The sequence below is a fragment of the Paenibacillus sp. ACRRX genome, assembly GCF_022346885.1.
GTDB lineage: Bacteria > Bacillota > Bacilli > Paenibacillales > Paenibacillaceae > Paenibacillus_B.
In genome coordinates this window covers 1-19,181 of the sequence record NZ_JAKRNK010000006.1, presented here as the reverse complement: position 1 = coordinate 19,181, position 19,181 = coordinate 1, and the positions used below count along the sequence as shown (strand labels likewise).

Genomic DNA, 19,181 nt, shown 5'->3' with positions numbered 1-19,181 from the left:
TTTTTTATGTCACTTATGTCATCTAGTATTAGATCGGTCTGTAAGTATGCAGTATCAATTTGTGTGTTTACAAATGCCGACCAGCAGCATCACGACATTACCTCGTGGGCGTCCAGCTCTTGTTTAATAATGTGATGGATAATGGACCGAATGACACGAGCGTTGCTTTCCAAATATGCGGGCTGCAGTACATCTTCGTGCTCGCCGCTAAGTGAATATTCGAGATAACTGCCACGGGTAGCTTCTCTCCACAGCGCCGTTGTCACATTATCCGGTCGGTTCACTTCAGACGGTGCAGCCAAGAGTGCATGAATGTTGGCTTCTACAATTCCAGAATTTACAACCTCAACTCCATATGACCAGTACGTCCGCATTTTATGCTTAACCCGCTCGCGTAGTAATGGATTAAGCAGCAGCATCTGCTTGAGATCCTCCACGCCATCAAGCATGTCATCCATATCGTCTTCGAACTCGTCCACTACATGTACAGACAGCTTCCTCAAGGAATCGAGCATTAATATGTCCGATACCGGATAACCTCTTCGTTCCATAGCTTTGGCCACTTCAAAGGTCAAGTTCCCGCCAAGGGAATAACCTAACAAGACGTATGGCGGCTTAGGTTGGATGGAGACCACCGTATCTACATATCGGTCCAGCATATCGTCCCAATTTGAGGCGTCATCAATAAAATCGATGCCATACAGCACACATTCATGTTCCAACTCCTTGGCCAGTTCCAAATAAGTGAGTCCGTAACCTAAGCCAGGAGGGAAGCAGAATACGTTCACTGATCCATTTGTATTTAATTTTACAAACGGGCTGCTAATCTGCTCCGCAAATTCGGATTTGAGCATCTCCATGGCCATTTCTTCAATGGTAGGCCGCTGGAATACGCTGTGCAGCGGAATTTGTACACCTGTTGCGTTATATACACGCTCTACTAATTGCATCAGGCTTAGAGAGTGACCGCCAAGTTCGAAAAAGTTATCTTTTACGCTAACCTGATCAAATCCTAGTGTTTCTTGCCATATATGTGCCAATTGTACTTCTTGCGGCGTACGCGGCGCTACAAATTCCGTTCCTGTTAGGACGTGCTCTTCAGGAGCAGGAAGCGCTTTTCGATTGACCTTGCCATTTGGCGACAATGGCATCCGCTCCAACTGCACGAAGTACGACGGGATCATGTATGCAGGCAGTTCTTGAGCCAATGTAGTTCTCAGTTCTCCTCCAGTAGTTGGCCGCTCTGCCACGTAATAGGCAGACAACCGCTTCTCCCCATGGCTAGTTTCCTGAACGGTCACGATTGCCTCCTGAACGGCCTCATGCTGCAGTAAATGAGCCTCTATCTCACCCAGTTCGATTCGATAGCCGCGAATCTTCACCTGGTCGTCGATACGCCCTACATATTCGATCGCGCCGTCTGGCAGCCATCTCGCTAAGTCGCCGGTCCGGTACATTCGTTCCCCTGCAACAAACGGGCTGCCTACGAACTTTGCATTCGTCAGATCCGGACGGTTCAAGTAGCCTTTAGCTACACCGTCGCCTGCAATACACAGCTCTCCAGTTACGCCGATTGGTTGAAGGTGATCATTTTGATCCAGAATATAAATACTTGTATTGCTGATCGGTCGGCCAATCGGAATGGTTACAGCATCGTCCGCTATCTCGTTGACATCGTAACTGGTTGCGAATACGGTAGTCTCCGTTGGACCGTATACATGCTTGATCTTGCCAGGCCCGAGATGCTGCAATGCTTTGCGTGCGTGGCTGACCGAGACACGCTCGCCTCCGAATAGGATGGCGCGTATGTGACGTAAACATTGCGGTCTCATATCGACTAGTACATTAAAATAAGCCGTTGTAATAAACATGACTGTAATTTGCTCACTATCAATCAAATCAGCCAGTTGTCCCACGTCCATTACGGTGGTTCTTGGTACTAGCACAAGCTTTGCCCCGTTTAGCAGTGCACCAAAAATATCAAAAGTAGATCCATCAAACGCATAGCTTGAAAGCTGGAGTACCACATCCTCTGTGTGAATATCAATGTAATTTGTATCCCGCACAACTCTTACAATATTTCGATGTGATGTCAGATTCCCTTTAGGCATGCCCGTTGTTCCCGATGTATAAATTACATAGGCCATGTCAGAAGCGCCATTGTGCTGCTCCAGATTCGAACCATCAACATGGTAAGAATCCTCATCGTCTAAAATAACGGTGTCACAGTGCAGCGGGATATTCGCTTTTAAATGATGCTGGACGACCATGATCCGTGTACCCGAATCCTCCATCATGTAACGAATGCGGTCTTCGGGGTAATCAGGATCAATGGGGACATATGCTCCTCCAGCCTTCAGAATCGCTAAAATCGCCACAATCATTTCTGGGGAACGTTCTGCCATCAGCCCTGCCATAATGCCAACGCTGACACCTTTGGCTCTTAGTGTTCTGGCCAAGCGATTAACTCGCTCGTTAAGCTCGTTGTACGTTAGCGATCTTTCCCCAAACGAAACGGCTACCGCCTCAGGCGTTAGATGCGCCTGTTCTTCGAATAAATGCTGAATTGTCATTTCACGTGGATAATTCGTAGTGGTGTCGTTGAATGTATGCAGGACCAGTTCCTTCTCTTCAGTAGTCGACAGTTGAAGCTCAGACAGCTTCAGCTCCGGCTTCTGTAGAATGGCTATAATCAGTTGTTGAAAATGAAGACACATGCGTTCCGCAGTTTCTCGAGTATACAGAGACGTAGCATAACCTAGCCCGCACAATATTCCTTCTGTGCTCTCTTCGGCATGAAAAGTTAAGTCAAACTTGGCAATTGTATGCTGATGCGGATAAGGCTGAATTTGAAGCCCATCGAACTCGATATTTTCTCGTTCGGTATTTTCCAAACTAAACATCGTATCGAATAACGGATTGCGGCTCAAATCTCGCGAGGTATGAACTTTCTCTACTATACTTTCGAATGGGTAGTCCTGATGTTCAAAAGCTCCTAAAGTGGAATCCTTCACTTCAGACAATAACTCAAGGAATGTTTTCTCACTTGTTGGGTAATTACGGATGGCTAGTGTATTTACAAACATACCAAGCAGCGGCTCTACGTCAGGGTGATTGCGACCGGCAATCGGTGATCCGACAATGATGTCTTCTTGGCCCGTGTACTTGTGAAGCAGAGCTGTATAGGCAGTGAGTAGTACCATATATAAAGTTGATCCATTTTCAGCTGCCAACTTGCCTAGCTGTTCATGCTGCTGCTTGTCAAGTGTTAACAAGGCGACATCGCCGCTAAATTGCTGGACTGGTGGGCGAACATAATCAGTAGGAAGTCCCAAAACAGGCAATTCGCCGGCCAACCGATCCAGCCAATATGTCTCTTGGCGTGCCAGTCTATCGCTATATGCTGTAGATTGCTGCCAAGCGGCATAATCTTTGTATTGAATACGCAGCTTTGGCAGTTGTTCTCCTGCGTACAACTGAGCAAATTCATGGACCAAGTTCCCCATCGTAACTCCATCCGAAATAATGTGATGCATGTCAAACATGAGCACATGACGCTCATCTTCAAGTTTGACCAAGCCCACTCGCAGCAAAGGTGCCTGCTTCAAATCGAAAACTCGAACAAATTGCTGTATCAATGACTCGAGCTGCTCGTCTGATGCTTGCATGTATTCGATGTTGAATTCAACATCGCCATGAATGCATTGCACAGGTTCTCCAGCTTCCATCACAAAGCCAGTTCGCAGCGTCTCATGCCGTGCAATTAATTTCAGGAATGCTGTTTGGAAGCGATCGCGGTTCAGCGGACCTTCAAGCAGCAGCACGCCTGGCATGTTGTAGCTTAACTCCGCTCCTTCGAGCTGGCTCAAAATATACAATCGTTTCTGTGCTGACGATAACGGATAATAGGCTTGCTCTTGCGCCAACGGAATAGCCGCATATTGCTGCTGCTCCATGCCTGCTATAGCTTGTGCCATCTCCTCAATTGTTGGATGCTGGAACACCCCACGCAGCGGGAAGTTAACGTTCATCTCTTTGTAGAGTCGGCTCACCAAAGTGGTCGCTCGCAGCGAATGGCCGCCTAGCTCAAAGAAGTTGTCTTTCACACCTACGCGGTTCATGCCCAACACATCCTGCCAAATGCGTGCAAGCTGCATCTCCGCCGTTGTACGCGGCGCCACGAATTCCGCTCCGGTCTGCACGTCGCCTTCCGGTGCTGGCAGTGCACGGCGATCAATCTTACCGTTAGGTGTCAAAGGCAGTCGATCCAACTGTACAAAATACGACGGGATCATATATCCTGGCAGTTCCTGCGACAGCGCTGTCCGCAGCTCTCCTGCCGTTAACGTACCCTCAGCTGTGAAATACGCGCATAGCTGCTTCTGTCCCGCTTCGTCTTCCAGTGCAAGGACTGTTGCCTCTTGCACCGACGCCACGCTTAACAGCTGGGATTCCACTTCGCCAAGCTCGATACGGAAGCCGCGAATCTTCACCTGATGGTCGCTGCGGCCGATATATTCAATGCTGCCGTCAGCCAGCCAGCGGGCCACATCACCCGTGTTGTACAGCCGTTCGCTTGGCGCAAACGGATTAGCAAGGAACTTCTCGTCCGTCAAATCAGGGCGTCCCCAATAGCCGCGGCCTACGCAATCACCAGACACATACAGCTCTCCTGCGACCCCGATTGGCTGCTGTTCGAAGCTGTCATTTACGATGTAAATATGTGTGTTCGCCACAGGTTTGCCTATTGGCGGCAGACCCACCGCGATGTCTTCAGGCTGCATTGTATGTGTGGTCACTACGTGTGTCTCCGACGGGCCATAATGGTTGTGCAGGCTGATGCCCTGCTTCTGCAAGCACGCTTGTACCTGCGGCGTGACGACTAATTGTTCGCCGGCAGTAATGATATGCTCGACGCAGTCAGGGAAAGCCTCTGCCCATTCTGCTTCTGCAAAAATAAACTTCAAGAACGCCACCGGCAGATACAGTACGTTGATGTGGTTCTGCTCAATTTCTCGGAACAACCGCAGCGGCTCTTTGCGTATCTCGTTATCTACCATGTACAGGCAGCCGCCGAACAGTAGGGCAGAGAATATTTCTTGGTAGCTCACGTCAAAGCTGTTAGAAGCATATTGCAAAATGCGAGAAGGCATTGGAATGGTCGTTCCGTGCTGCTGATAGTAGAGCAGATTGACCATATTGCGATGCTCCAGCATAACCCCTTTTGGGTTGCCAGTAGTTCCTGATGTGTAAATAATATAGAGCAAGTGAGCAGCTTCGTTGACATTACGCACTGCTGCACCTGTTCCCGTGTAGCTCCCCGCAGCGTGTACATCCAGCTTATCGACTTCATCCGGAACGAGTTCGAACAGTGACGCTTGCGTCAGCACCAGCTTGGCCCCACTGTCTGCCAACATATAGCGGATACGCGTTTCTGGATACTCTGGATCAATCGGTACGAAGGTACCTCCTGCTTTTAGCACGGCCAATACGGCAACCACCAGCTCCAGCGAACGTTCCACCATAATGCCAACGGGCTGCTCGGCCGCTACTCCACGCTCTTGCAGCGTTTGCGCAAGCTGGTTCGCCTTCCGCTCTAGCTGCTGATAAGTTAACTGCTCGCTGCCAAAAGCAACGGCCGGCGCGTCAGGTGTGCGCTCCACTTGTCCTGCGAACAACTCGTGCACCGTCTTGTCACGCGGATACGCCATTGCGGTGTTGTTGAATGATGCTTGCAATTGCTGCTTCTCTGCATCAGTTACCATCGTCAGCGACGAGATGTGTGCTTGCGGGTTATTTATCATACCTGCTATTAATTGCAGGAAGTGCTTGGACATCCGCTCAATCGTCTCTTGCTTATACAAGGCAGTAGCATACTCCATGCTGCATAGGAGTCCGTCCTCGTCTTCGGTCACGGTCAGATTTAGGTCGAATTTGGCCATACTGTATTCATTGGCAAAGGGCTTTACCTGAAGTCCATCAAGATCGAATTCACGCTTCTCCGTATTCTCCAAAGCAAACATCGTATCAAATACCGGATGGCGGCTTAGATCTCTTGTGATGTGTACATTTTCCACTAAATCCTCAAATGGATAGTCTTGATGCTCAAATGCACCTAATGCCGTTTCCTTGACATCCTCCAAATATGACAAGACCGTCTTCGTGCCTGTAGGATAATTTCGAATGGCAAGTGTGTTTACAAACATCCCGATCAGGGGCTGCAGATCGCTGTGCGTCCGGCCTGCAATCGGTGTCCCGACGATAATGTCCTCTTGTCCCGAATATTTATGCAGCACGATAGTATATGCCGCCAACAGCACCATGTACAGCGTTGTCCTGCTGTCAGCCGCAAGCTTGCGTAAGCCCGCACTCCGCTCTGGATCAATATTAAATTCAAAAATAGCACCTTCGTGACGCTTTACTGCTGGCCTTGCATAATCTGTCGGCATTTCAAGCACCGGCAATGTGCCGTGTAATGCCTGCATCCAATAGGTCTCCTGATGCTGCAACCGCTCCTGTTGTGCAGGGGACTGCTGCCATGCTGCATAATCCTTGTACTGGATTTGAAGGGGATTAAGCACATCCCCAGTGTAAAGACCAACAAACTCCGCGATCATAATTCCTATCGAGGTTCCGTCTGAAACGATATGGTGCATATCAAACAAGAGAATATGACGCTCTGGTGCCAGCTCAACTAGTCCTACTCGCAATAGCGGTGGTTTCGCCAGATCAAAGCTTCGTATAAAGCTCTGCATACTACCTGCAGGGTCCGCACTATGGGCTTGCATCACCTCTATCGCAAACGGTACCGCTGTGTATACCCGCTGAATAGGCTCCCCATTTACCATCTCAAAACCAGTGCGCAGCGTCTCGTGACGATCAATCAGCGTACGGAATGCATCATCTAACCGCTCCCTGTCGAGCGCACCTTCAATCAGCATCGCGCCCGGCATATTGTAGCTCTGCTCAGCACCTTCCAATTGATGTAAAATATAGAGACGCTTCTGCACAGACGAAAGTGGATAATAATCTCTTTCTTCTATTACAGGGATTGAGACATGTGTCTCCTGTTCTGCGTCAACGATGAACGCTGCTAGTGCCTCCAAGGTAGGGTAACGGAACACGTCACGCAGTGACAAGCTAATATTCTCTTCTTTGTGCAGCTTGCTTACCAACGTAGTCGCCCGCAGCGAATGCCCACCCAGTTCGAAGAAGTTGTCCTTAACGCCTACTTTCGTCAAGCCGAGCACGTCTTGCCAAATGCGGGCAAGCTGTACTTCATGGGGAGTACGTGGAGCAACGTATTCTGTCTCCGCCTGCACATAATCTTCAGGTGATGGCAGTGCTTTACGATCCACTTTCCCATTAGTTGTAAGCGGCATCCGTTCAAGCGGGATCAAATACGCAGGAATCATATAGCTCGGCAGATCTTGCGCGAGTAAACTTTTTAATTCGCTGGCTGGGAGCGGACGATCAGCCACGTAGTATGCGCACAACTGCTTCTCACTACTGTCGCTGCCGCGGACAACAACTGTTGCCTTAAGTATAGATTCCACTTTCAGCAGTTGGGCTTCTACTTCACCGACCTCAATTCGATAACCGCGAATTTTCACTTGGTCGTCTATTCTGCCTACGTATTCTACATTGCCATCAGGCAGCCATCTTGCCAAGTCTCCCGTCCGGTACATCCGTTCTCCGGGAATAAACGGATTATGAACAAATTTCTCTTTCGTCAGATCCGGGCGATTCAAGTATCCACGGACAAGCCCTTCTCCACCAACGCATAATTCGCCAGCAACACCAATAGGCTGCAATCCATTCTGGTCATTAACGATATAAAGCTTTGTATTGCTGAGGGGACGCCCTATCGGAACGGTGACCGCATCTTCAGCAACTTCATTTACATCGTACCAAGTGGCATACACGGTACTTTCCGAAGGGCCATAGGCATGTTTCAACTTGCCTGGTCCGATTTGCTGAAGAGCTTTGCGCACATGTGCGACAGATACACGTTCACCGCCAAATAAAATGACACGCACCTCATTCAAACAAGCCGTATTAACGTCCACAAGCACGTTAAAATATGCCGTTGTTATAAGCATAACTGAGATACGTTCGACAGCAATGAGCGCTGCTAGCTTTGTTGCGTCAAGCAGTGTCTCCTGCGGTACCAGCACCAAATGAGCACCATTCGTCAAAGCTCCAAATATGTCAAAAGCCGACCCATCAAACGAGTAGCTGGACAATTGAAGCACCTTATCCTGTCCCGTAATTTCAATATAGTTCGTATTCCGTACAATCCGTACGAGGTTACGATGAGACGTAAGATTCCCTTTGGGCTTCCCTGTCGTACCCGACGTGTAAATGACGCAAGCCAAGCTTTCAGCTTCGTTGAGTGATTCTAGATTTGAGCCGTCGGCATTATACGATTGCTCATCATCCAGCAGAAGAAGGCAACCTTTGGACGTCATATCCGGTACGCGATTTTGCAAATGACGCTGTACCAGCTTTACATGTGAGCCTGAATCTTCGAGCATGTATCGAATCCGCTCTTCTGGATACTCCGGGTCAATGGCGACATAAGCCCCTCCAGCTTTGAGAACGGCCAACATGCCCACGATCATATCAAGGGAACGCTCGGCTATCAAACCAACCAGCTTGTCTGACTGCACTCCATTAGCACGCAGCGTTCTGGCCAGTTGATTGGAACGTTCATTCAGCTCTCGGTAGGTCAATCTTTCCTTCTCGAAGGAGACCGCAATTGCGTCTGGCTGCTGTTCCACATGCTCTTCGAACAAACCATGCAGAGTGGCTTGACGCGGATAATCTGTCCAGACATCATTAAATAGATGAAGAAGCTGGTGCTGCTCTGACTCGGATAAAAGTTCAACTTTGCCAATTTCAAGTTCGGTTTGGAAGAGTACAGTGCTGAGGAGGCGGCATAAATGATCGGTTAATGTATTTAAATAGTCGGCATCATAATGGGAGTTGTCATAGCTGATGTTCAGATGGAGACGGTTGTGATCACGATGGAAGCGGAATAGTACTTCTACAGCTGCACTTTGTTCAACTGAATCGGTATGTACATCAGAATACGATACTACTGTATTTATGAGTGGCAAGCCTCTGGTGTCATACTGCATGCTCAGATGCTGAACCATTTTACGAAATGGTATATGTTGATGTTCCAGCGCTTCCCCGATCGCGTTTTTGATTTGTCCTAATAAGGAGCGAAAATTACTGTCGCTGCTGATATGCGTCTTAATAATAAGAATATCGTCGGGAGTTGATTTCTCATCAAGGGATGACCCTACAACAGGCATTCCAAGAAGAACGTGATCGCGACTGGTATATTTATGAAAAATACAGGTTACGCCCGCAAGCAGGATCATGTATACAGCCATATCGGAACCATTGGCAAGTGAAAAGATTCGATCCGACAGCTCGGACGGAAGCGCATGAGTAATGACAGACAAGTCTGGTTTCTGTTCTGCGTTTGCCGGTTGGCTTGTTGTACTGCTATACGGTAGAATGCTCATGCTGTCCTCTGAATTAAACTTCTCTTTCCAATAAGCTTCTTCCTTATCGAACACCGACTTCATTTATGAACCTCTCCTATCCTATCTGATGTATGGAATAAAGCGGGAGTGTGTGCCTCTGGTGAGAACAGACACCCCCGTTAAATGAGTAGTTCAATAAGTCTAAGGCAGGTTAAAACGCAAATTGTATCGTTTCAACCGAGCTTGTTTTGCCTGCACTCTGCTCTCCACAGTTCAAATCTTTGATCTGAACTTGTGGATTTTGGCATATTTGGCTCAGTACAGCAACATAATCACGCATCATGCGGTGAATGCCAGCCGCTTTAAATAACTTGCTCGCATACAAGAAGCTGCCTTTGATGACATCATTTTCTTCGGACACGGACAACGTCAAATCAAATTTCGCCTCTACTCCATTATCAATCGGATATGGTGAAATCGTTAATTGATCAATGTAACCCCCGCGCTCCTCGGTATTCTGTAAGACAAACATAGTATCGAAAATCGGATTGCGATTAGGCTCCCACTGCAAGTTCAGTCGTTCAACAAGCTCTTCGAACGGGTAGTCTTGGTGCTCAAACGCGCCCAATGTCGTTTCCTTGACTTCCGCGAGGAAAGTTTGGAATGTTTTGTCCCGGTTTGGATAATTACGAATGGCAAGTGTGTTGATAAACATCCCGATTAAAGGCTCCAAATCAGCATGGTTACGACCAGCAACCGGTGTACCCACAATAATATCTTCATGCCCGCTGTATTTGGACAGCAAGATCGAGTAAGCAGACAACAACACCATGTACAATGTGCTTCCATGATTAGCTGCCAGTTGATTCAACCGCTGTGTGATAACCGGATCGATCTCGAACTCGACTTGATCACCCTCGAAGCTGCGGGCCGAAGGTCTGTCATAATCCGTTGGGAGTTCTACAACTGGCAAGTCGCCTTCTAACATTTGCAGCCAGTAGCTTTCCTGCTGCCGTTGTTCTTTGCGATGCATGTCTGACTGCTGCCAAACAGCATAATCTTTGTACTGCACACGCAGCGGCGTCCGTTCTTCATTCGCATACAAGCCCGTAAACTCATCCACCAAGTTACTCATGGATGCCCCATCGGAAATAATATGGTGCATGTCAAACATGAGAATATGGCGTTCCGTTGTCAGCTCGATCAAGCCAACACGTAAAAGTGGAGGCTTATTCAGCTCAAATTCCCGAATGAAGCCAAGTACTGTCTCGGTAGCGTTTTGTTCTGCAGCCTGCTTGTACTCAATTGCAAACTCCGTATTTCGATGTACTCGCTGCATGGGCTCACCGTTGACCATTTCGAAGCCCGTCCGAAGCGTCTCATGCCGCGCAATTAATTTCAGGAATGCTGTTTGGAAGCGATCGCGGTTCAGCGGACCTTCAAGCAGCAGCACGCCTGGCATGTTGTAGCTTAACTCCGCTCCTTCGAGCTGGCTCAAAATATACAATCGTTTCTGTGCTGACGATAACGGATAATAGGCTTGCTCTTGCGCCAACGGAATAGCCGCATATTGCTGCTGCTCCATGCCTGCTATAGCTTGTGCCATCTCCTCAATTGTCGGATGCTGGAACACCCCACGCAGCGGGAAGTTAACGTTCATCTCTTTGTAGAGTCGGCTCACCAAAGTGGTCGCTCGCAGCGAATGGCCGCCTAGCTCAAAGAAGTTGTCTTTCACACCTACGCGGTTCAAGCCCAACACATCCTGCCAAATGTGTGCAAGCTGCATCTCCGCCGTTGTACGCGGCGCCACGAATTCCGCTCCGGTCTGCACGTCGCCTTCCGGTGCTGGCAGTGCACGGCGATCAATCTTACCGTTAGGTGTCAAAGGCAGTCGATCCAACTGTACAAAATACGACGGGATCATATATCCTGGCAGTTCCTGTGACAGCGCTGTCCGCAGCTCTCCTGCCGTTAACGTACCCTCAGCTGTGAAATACGCGCATAGCTGCTTCTGTCCCGCTTCGTCTTCCAGTGCAAGGACTGTTGCTTCTTGCACCGACGCCACGCTTAACAGCTGGGATTCCACTTCGCCAAGCTCGATACGGAAGCCGCGAATCTTCACCTGATGGTCGCTGCGGCCGATATATTCAATGCTGCCGTCAGCCAGCCAGCGGGCCACATCCCCCGTGTTGTACAGCCGTTCGCTTGGCGCAAACGGATTAGCAAGGAACTTCTCGTCCGTCAAATCTGGGCGTCCCCAATAGCCGCGGCCTACGCAATCACCAGACACATACAGCTCTCCTGCGACCCCTATTGGCTGCTGTTCGAAGCTGTCATTTACGATGTAAATATGTGTGTTCGCCACAGGTTTGCCTATTGGCGGCAGACCCACCGCGATGTCTTCAGGCTGCATCGTATGTGTGGTCACCACGTGTGTCTCCGACGGGCCATAATGGTTGTGTAGGCTGATGCCCTGCTTCTGCAAGCACGCTTGTACCTGCGGCGTGACGACTAATTGTTCACCGGCAGTAATGATATGCTCGACGCAGTCTGGGAAAGCCTCTGCCCATTCTGCTTCTGCAAAAATAAACTTCAAGAACGCCACCGGCAGATACAGCACGTTGATGTGGTTCTGCTCAATTTCTCGGAACAACCGCAGCGGCTCTTTGCGTACTTCGTTATCTACCATGTACAGGCAGCCGCCGAACAGTAGGGCAGAGAATATTTCTTGGTAGCTCACGTCAAAGCTGTTAGAAGCATATTGCAAAATGCGAGAAGGCATTGGAATGGTCGTTCCATGCTGCTGATAGTAGAGCAGATTGACCATATTGCGATGCTCCAGCATAACCCCTTTTGGGTTGCCGGTCGTTCCTGATGTGTAAATAATATAGAGCAAATGAGCAGCTTCGTTGACATTACGCACTGCTGCACCTGTTCCCGTGTAGCTCCCCGCAGCGTGTACATCCAGCTTATCGACTTCATCCGGAACGAGTTCGAACAGTGACGCTTGCGTCAGCACCAGCTCCGCCCCGCTGTCTGCCAACATGTAGCGGATACGCGTTTCTGGATACTCTGGATCGATCGGTACAAAGGTACCTCCTGCTTTTAGCACGGCCAATACGGCAACCACCAGCTCCAGCGAACGTTCCACCATAATGCCAACGGGCTGCTCGGCCGCTACTCCACGCTCTTGCAGCGTTTGCGCAAGCTGGTTCGCCTTCCGCTCTAGCTGCTGATAAGTTAACTGCTCGCTGCCAAAAGCAACGGCCGGCGCGTCAGGTGTGCGCTCCACTTGTCCTGCGAACAACTCGTGCACCGTCTTGTCGCGCGGATACGCCATTGCGGTGTTATTAAATGCTGCTTGCAATTGCTGCTTCTCTGCATCGGTTACTATCGCCAGCGACGAGATGTGTGCTTGCGGGTTATCCAGCACAGCGTCAATGAAGGTCTTAAAGTGCCCTATCATCCGTTCAATCGTCTCACGCTCAAATAGTTCCGTTGAATACTCAATGCTGCATATGATTTCCGCATCTGCTTCTTCAGCCTGGAATGTTAGGTCAAATTTCGAGATCGTATGTTCATTTTGAACCGCCTGCAGCTTCAGTCCATGGATGTTCATATCGCCTAGCTCTGCGTTCTGCAAAATAAACATCGTGTCGAACACAGGATTACGACTCATGTCTCGTACAACCTGGACTTTATCTACCAGTTCCTCGAAGGGATAATTCTGGTTTTCAAAGGCGCCTAATGTCGATTCTTTCACTTCATCCAAATAGGATATAAATGATTTATGGCCGGCTGGGTAACTGCGAATGGCTAGTGTATTCACAAACATACCCATCAGCGGCTGGAGATCTGCATGATTTCGCCCTGCAATCGGTGTGCCGACGATGATATCCTCTTGTGCTGAGTATTTATGCAGCAAAGCGGTATATGCCGCCAACAATACCATATACATGGTCGCCCCACAGTTCGTGGCCAACTGCCGCAAGCCTTCGCTCTTCTCTGGGGAAAGTACGAACTGCTGCAGATCTCCGCGGAAGCTTTGTGTCGCTGGACGAATGTGATCGGTTGGCAGTTCGAGTACTGGAATTTCCCCTGCAAGTGTATGCAGCCAGTAAGCTTCCTGCTGTTTCATTTGCGCTTGCTGCACGGTCGATTGCTGCCACACAGCGTAATCTTTATATTGGATTTGCAGTGACGGCAGATCCTCATCGCCATACAAGCGAACAAATTCATTCACTAGAATTCCCATCGAAGTTCCATCGGATATAATATGGTGCATGTCAAACATCAACAGATAACGATGCTCTGACAACTTAATGAGTCCGATCCGCAGCAGCGGTGGTTGCTCCAGCTGAAACGAGCGTATAAATGAGCGTGTAAGCTCAGCGGCTTCCTCTTCGCTAGCCTCCATATACTCGACTGCGAATTCCACTTCTTCAGCTATTCGCTGTACTGGCTCGCCATTTACCAATTCAAAGCCAGTCCGCAGCGTTTCGTGCCGTAAGATTAGTCCATGGAAAGCAGCTTCAAAGCGGCTACGATCCAGTGCTCCCTCTAGCAGCATAATGTTAGGCATGTTATAGCTCAGTTCAGCTCCGTCCAACTGATGTAAAATATAGAGCCGTTTCTGTGCGGATGAAACAGGATAGTATGCACTGGTCTGTGCAACCGGTATGCTCACATATGTGTGCTGTCCTGCTATAGTCAAACGCTCAGCCATCGCTTCGAGCGTTGGGTACTGGAACACTTCGCGAAGTGGCATCTCAAGCTGAAGCTCTTGATGCAGCCTGTTGACTAAAATAGTTGCGCGTAAAGAGTGTCCGCCAAGCTCAAAGAAATGGTCTGTCATACTAACGGTCGTTAACCCGAGCACCTCTTTCCAGATACGAGCAAGCTGTGCCTCTTGCGGCGTACGCGGTTCAACATGTTCTGTCCCAGCGTGCATATGCTCTTCCGGTGCTGGCAGCGATTTGCGATCTACCTTGCCGTTAGGTGTCAGCGGTAGGCGATCCAATTGGATGAAATGTGATGGCAGCATATAGGCAGGCAGTTCTTGTCCAAGAATAGCCTTCAGTTCACTTGCAGAAATTGGCTGCTCTGCCACGAAATAAGCACAAAGCTGCTTTTCACCAGTGTCGGTCTCTCTTGCGACAACAATTCCTTCATGTACAGCCGGCACATCAAGCAATTGGGCTTCTATCTCACCCAATTCAATCCGATAACCGCGGATTTTCACTTGTTGATCGATACGTCCTACGTATTCGATTGAACCGTCTGGAAGCCATTTCGCCAGGTCCCCTGTTCGATACATTCTTTCACCCGCTGCAAACGGATTCTCGACGAACTTCTCTGCCGTCAAATCAGCTCGGTTCAAATACCCACGGGCCAAGCCATCGCCCGCCACACACAATTCCCCAGCTACTCCGACTGGCAGCAGCTTGTTCTTGCTATCTACGATGTAAATGGCGGTATTGCTGATAGGGCCTCCAATCGGAACCGTAACCGCTTGATCTTCCATTTCATAGACGTCATAACAGGTCGCAAAGACCGTACTCTCCGTTGGGCCATACACGTGCTTAATCGTTCCCGGTCCAAGATGACGGAGCGCTTTGCGAACGTGACTAACAGATACACGCTCCCCACCGAACAAAATAGCACGCAGGTGGTGCAAGCACGCAGTATTGACATCAACCAATACGTTAAAGAACGCAGTTGTGATAAACATAACCGAGATCCGTTCACGCTCTATCAAATCGGCCAGCATTCGAACTTCCAGCAGTATCTCTTGCGGGATCAAAACGAGCTTCGCTCCGTTTAGCAGCGCACCAAATATGTCAAACGTTGAACCGTCAAAAGCATAGCTGGATAACTGCAAGACATGATCTTGCTCAGAAATGCTCATATATGCTGCACCTTTTACTACCCGTACGATGTTGCGGTGAGTCGTTAAATTTCCTTTAGGCTTGCCCGTCGTGCCTGACGTGTAGATGACGTATGCCAGATCTGTCGCATCACTGCTTCCTTCCAGATTCGTTCCATTAGCGTCATACGCTAGTTCGTCATCAAGCACAATGATCCTGCTTATGCCAGGGACTCTATCTACAAGATGCTGCTGCGTCAGCATAAGCTGAGCACCGGAGTCTTCGATCATATAGCGAATGCGTTCCTCCGGATATTCTGGGTCGATAGGCACGTAAGCACCGCCGGCCTTTAAGATAGCCAATATACCGACAATCATATTAAGGGAACGCTCTGCCATTAGGCCTACCAAATGGTCGGTTGTTACCCCTTGCGACTTCAGCGTCCGCGCAAGGCGATTGGCCCGTTCGTTTAATTCATGATAAGTCCAAACACGGTTATCAAACGAAACAGCAATCGCATTTGGTACTCGTTGAACTTGTTCCTCGAACAATCGATGCAGCGCAGTATGACGTGGATAATTTGTTACTGTAGCGTTAAAGGTGTCAATAATCTCTACCTTTTCTGGTTCGGTCGTTAATTCCAGATCACTAATTAAAATGTGTGGATTAGCCGCAATCTGCTCCAGAATGTGCAGCAAGTGACCCATCAGCCGTTCCATGTCCGCATGTCTGAACACATTGGCATTGTAATCAAACCGGAAAGAAAGCTCCTCGCCTGGAATGACGATCACGTTGAAGTCATAATTGGTCTGCTCTTCCACCTCAACGTTTGTAATGGCCAGCACGCCACGCTCGTCGCCGCCTGCCTGCTCCAATTGCTCATCCATCGGATAATTTTCGAACACCATAATTTGTCTAACTAGATCTTGCTTTTGTACCGTACGTGCTTGAATCTCATACAATGGATAATAATCAAATTTACCGGATTCGAGAGCTTGTTCCTGCAATTGTCCCATTAGTTCGGCAAAACTGTCGTCTGCATTGGATCTCACACGAACTGGTATCGTATTGATAAACAATCCGATCATCGACTCGATACCTGTTATTTCCGCAGGTCTACCGGATACGACACTGCCGAAGACCACATCGTTAGTGCCATTGTATTTTTGTAAAATGACACCCCATGCGGCTTGCAGCAAGGTGTTCAGCGTCACCTGATGCTGCTTGGCTGCCCGACTGATCGCTTTGCTAAGTGATGCGTCCAATTCACGGCTCAGTTGTTCTGCGACGTAGGCCTCGCTTCGAATCGATGTAGTTTCTTGCGGAAGGGCTGTCTGCTGATCGTAATCTCCCAGATAGGTGGACCAATACGCAGAAGCCGCTTCTTTGTCCTGCCTTTCCAGCCATTCGATATAGTGACTGTACGCAGGAACTGTTGACTGAGCTGGCTGTTGCTGCTGCACGAATGCGGCATACGTGTCAAACAGCTCTTGTGTAAGCTGCGGCAAGCACCAACCATCCATCAATATGTGGTGTGAGCTCCATAGCACTTGATAACTTACTTCATTCATTTGTATAACGGATACACGTAATAGTGCATCACGCTCCAGATCAAATCCTCGCGCCTGATCTTGGTCTGCCATCGCTTGGATGTATGCCTTTTGTTCTTCTTCACCAAGGTCTTGTATGTCTTCAAAAGTGAAGCCAAGCGTTTTTTCCTTAAACACGATTTGTACAGGTTCACCAAGCGGTCCACTAGTAAAATTCGTACGCAGCACAGCATGACTTTGCGCCAATGTTTGCAAGCTTCTGGCGAACAAATCTACATCCAGCTCACCTTCGAGCGTGAACCGAGTCTGTTCATGATACGCTCCTGTTTGACTGTTCATGGCACTGTGGAACCACATGCCCTTCTGCATTGGAGTCAGTGTATATATATTTTCAATATGACCAGTATGCTGCATACGCTCCGTCAGCTGCTCTAAAGCATCAACGCTCAGCCCTTGCAGGAGCACATCGCTTGGTGTTAATTCTGGACGTGCTTGCGCTGTGCAATGGTTAATAATGTCCTGCAAGCATGATTTTAAGCAAGCTGCCAGCTCAATCATCGTGTCCTTGCGGAATTCTTTGCCGCTGTAGCTGAGATCAAGCGATAAGACGCCGTTTGTAATGATGCCGTTAATGTCCAATGCATACTTACGTGCTTGTTCATCGCTAATATCCGAACCGCTGGAATACGGCGATACAATCAACTCGTTGCTCTGCAGATCCTGATCGAATTGTCCAAGGTAGTTAAATCGAATGTCAGGCGTCTGAGCTGCCGCCCATAGTTGTTCATCACCGGCAGATAAGTAACGGCAAATGCCGTACCCAATTCCTTTGTTTGGAATCCGGCGCAAATCCTCTTTTACCTTTTTTAGCTGATAGGCCAGCATTTTCCCCGGTTCAGTCTCTAAAAGGAGCGGATACTCGCTAGTAAACCAACCTACCGTACGTGTAATATCCACATCTTCCAGAATGGACTCACGACCATGACCTTCAAGAGCTACAAGCACACGCTCAAGTCCACGCCATTGCTGAACGGCCATCCCAAGTGCTGTCAGCAGAATATCGTTCATGTCCGTGTTATAAGCACGATGTACCTGCTTCAGTAATTGCTCTGTATCTTCTTTGTTCCATTCCACAACAACGGATTCGGTGTCCCTTTGGAATGTCCGTTCGACCTCGAAGTCTTTAGATAACGAAGATACTTCTGTTTTTACGATACTCTCCCAGTATGCGCGTTCTTTTTCTGAGGATGGGCTATTCGCATATGCAGCGAGCTGCTCCGCCCAGATCTGGAAGCTATCTGTTTTTACTGGAAAACGTATGCTTTCACCCTTTTGAGCTTGTTCATAACCAGATGCGATATCCTCCAACAAGATCCGCCACGACACGCCGTCTATGACCATATGGTGGACGACTAGCAATAAATGATCTCCATCCGTACCGTGGAACAAACCTGCTTTCACAAGCGGACCAGCTTCCAGATTCATTCCGCTTTGAATCTCATTAGCCTTTGCTTCAATGGCTGCACCAGGATCGGCCAGCTGTGTAACGTCAGCCTCTTCCAGACCGAACAGGTTGCCGTCTGCAATTGCACGGTTCCAAGATGCATATCCATCTTGAGCTGTCTTTCGTATGACGATTCTCAAAGCGTCATGATGCTCCACCAGCTTATTCAGTGCTGCACGAAGCGCTGTAACATTAAAACCTTCTTTGCGGAACAACATGATTGACTGGTTGAAATGATGTGATTCAGCAAAATTTTGCTCAAAAAACCAATGTTGAATTGGGGTTAATGGAACTAAACCTGTTACTTCGCCTTGATCTGCCAATCTGCTGATTGGCTGCAAATGTGCTTGCAGCTGCGCAATTGTCGGGTATTTGAACAAGTCCCGAATTTCCAGCTTATAGCCCGCTTGCTGCAGTCGAGATGCCACTTGAATGGACTTGATGGAGTCGCCACCTAGTTCAAAGAAATGATCCAACACACCAACTCGCTCGATGCCTAATACAGCTTGCCATACAGTCGCAAGCGTCTTCTCCATATCAACTCGCGGCGCAACATACTCCGCGCCTGTATGCAAGCTTCCTTCAGGAGCAGGCAGCAATTTGCGATCCAGCTTGCCATTAGGTGCAAGCGGCATCTGTTCCAGCTGTACAAAGTACGACGGAATCATATAACTTGGCAATTCCTCTGCCAGCGCCGCTCTTAACTCGCCTACCGTCAGCTCACCCTCTGCGACGTAATAAGCACAGAGCGACTTCTGTC

General features: G+C 48.8%; 2 protein-coding genes. Both read right to left on the bottom strand.

Annotated elements, in window-relative coordinates:
• Positions 1 to 89: 89 nt before the first annotated feature.
• Positions 90 to 9,602, bottom strand: a complete 9,513-nt coding sequence (locus tag MH117_RS17625) for a non-ribosomal peptide synthetase (RefSeq protein ID WP_239330740.1) — start codon at positions 9,600 to 9,602, stop codon at positions 90 to 92.
• A gap of 109 nt (positions 9,603 to 9,711) precedes the next feature.
• A partial coding sequence (locus MH117_RS17620) for an amino acid adenylation domain-containing protein (RefSeq protein WP_481857279.1) occupies positions 9,712 to 19,181 on the bottom strand: 9,470 nt, incomplete at its 5' end.